This window comes from Mesorhizobium sp. M7A.F.Ca.CA.004.06.1.1 (genome assembly GCF_003999135.1).
Lineage (GTDB): Bacteria > Pseudomonadota > Alphaproteobacteria > Rhizobiales > Rhizobiaceae > Mesorhizobium.
The window spans coordinates 1-1504 of sequence record NZ_RZPQ01001067.1; the positions used below are offsets into that span (position 1 = coordinate 1).

A 1504-nucleotide genomic window follows, 5' to 3' on the forward strand; every position below is an offset into this window, starting at 1 on the left:
GCGGCCCGTCATTGTCGTCATCGGGTGATGCGCGACCGAAATCGCACCATGGCCGCCGGAAAACACATGTTCCTGGTAGAGGAAGGGATGGCCGTCGCGCAGCGTCAGGATCTTGTCGATCGAAGCGCCCATCACCTTGTGCCGCAGGCGATAGACCGCGCGCCAGCCATCGTCTGTCGCGGCACTTTCGACGACATCCCAGGCGCTGTTGGCCGGCCAGCCATGCAGCGGCGCTTCCTCGACATCGCTGCGCGAAAACGGCGCGCAGAGGAAATCGCCGGACAGCCGAACGGTGCCTTCCGGCAAATTGTCCGGCAGTGTCTCGTTCGCATCGACCCAGGGTGCGCGGTGCAGCGGCTTCAGCTGCCGCCCGCCACCCTCGACGACCATGTCGGCGATGTGGCCGACCGTGAGGTCGAGCGAAACCGAAATGCCCCGGGCCTTGATGGTGTGGATGGTCATTGCGCTCTCACCGATTCTGCAGGCGCAAACTGGCCTGTTCGGCGGCACCTGCGCAAGCACTGCGACAGGCATTTTGCATCAGCGCCCTTTCACCCTCCCCCTTGTGGGGAGGGTCGGCGAGCGGCCGGAGCGAAGCGGAGATCGTTCGACGGGGTGGGGGTCTGGCGCCGGCGTCACCCCCACCCCGATCCGCTGGGCGGATCGACCCTCCCCACAAGGGGGAGGGTGGGCGCCTCTACTGCCGCTTGTATTCCCGCACCGGCGACTTGGTGTCGTCGGTGTAGGTGACCTGCACCGACATCGATTTCACGCTGTCGGCGACCTTGAATAGGGCTGGTAGTCGTAGGGGATGGCGTAAGGGTCCTTCTTGTCGCAGGGCGGCATCTTGATCTCCTTGTCGAGCGCCGCGCCGTTCAGGCTGTAATGCACCTGCTTGATGGCGCAGCGGTAGGACAGCATCTGGGTGAAGTAGACCAGCCCATGATTGCCGCTGGCATCGAAAGCGATCCACGAGGTCCAGAACTGGTCGAGGATCTGCTTGTTGCCTTGCTGGAGCGCGGTCTCCGGGTCGAAGCGGATGTCGAACGGGCCGGTCTCGCGGCCCCTGATGTCGAGATATTTGATGGCGATGATCCCCGCCACGGTGCTGTCGGGCATCTCGAAGCTCGGATTGGCCATCGGCTTGCCGGTCGTCTGGTCGTTCATGGCCAGGAAACCGGTGTCGGTGAACGGGCCGCTGTCGCCCATGCGCCAGGAGATGGCGGTCGCCGGCTCCGGCAGCGAGATGGTCATCGACCAGCCCTGGTTGGAGCGCATCGGCGTCAGCGAAGGCACGAAGCGGGCGGGATCGAGCACGTCGCCGAGTGCCGCCAGCCGGTTGCGGCTGCGGTCCAGCCAGTCGGCCAACTGCGTCTGGTCGACGACATATTTGAGCAGCCCGCCATCCTTTTCGTAGGACACGAACCTGGTCAGCGCCTTGGCCTCGTTGCGCTTGTCGGCCAGCGTCTGGGCGCCGAGCCGGTCTTCGGAAAACTCCTGCGCC

2 pseudogenes are annotated in these 1504 nt (G+C 65.0%); both read right to left on the reverse strand.

The features are described 5' to 3' along the window. A pseudogene (locus EN906_RS33875) lies at nt 1-462 on the reverse strand (hypothetical protein); the annotation flags it as partial. 235 nt (nt 463-697) lie between these two features. After that, nucleotides 698-1504 (reverse strand): annotated as a pseudogene (locus EN906_RS33880) (methyl-accepting chemotaxis protein); the annotation flags it as partial.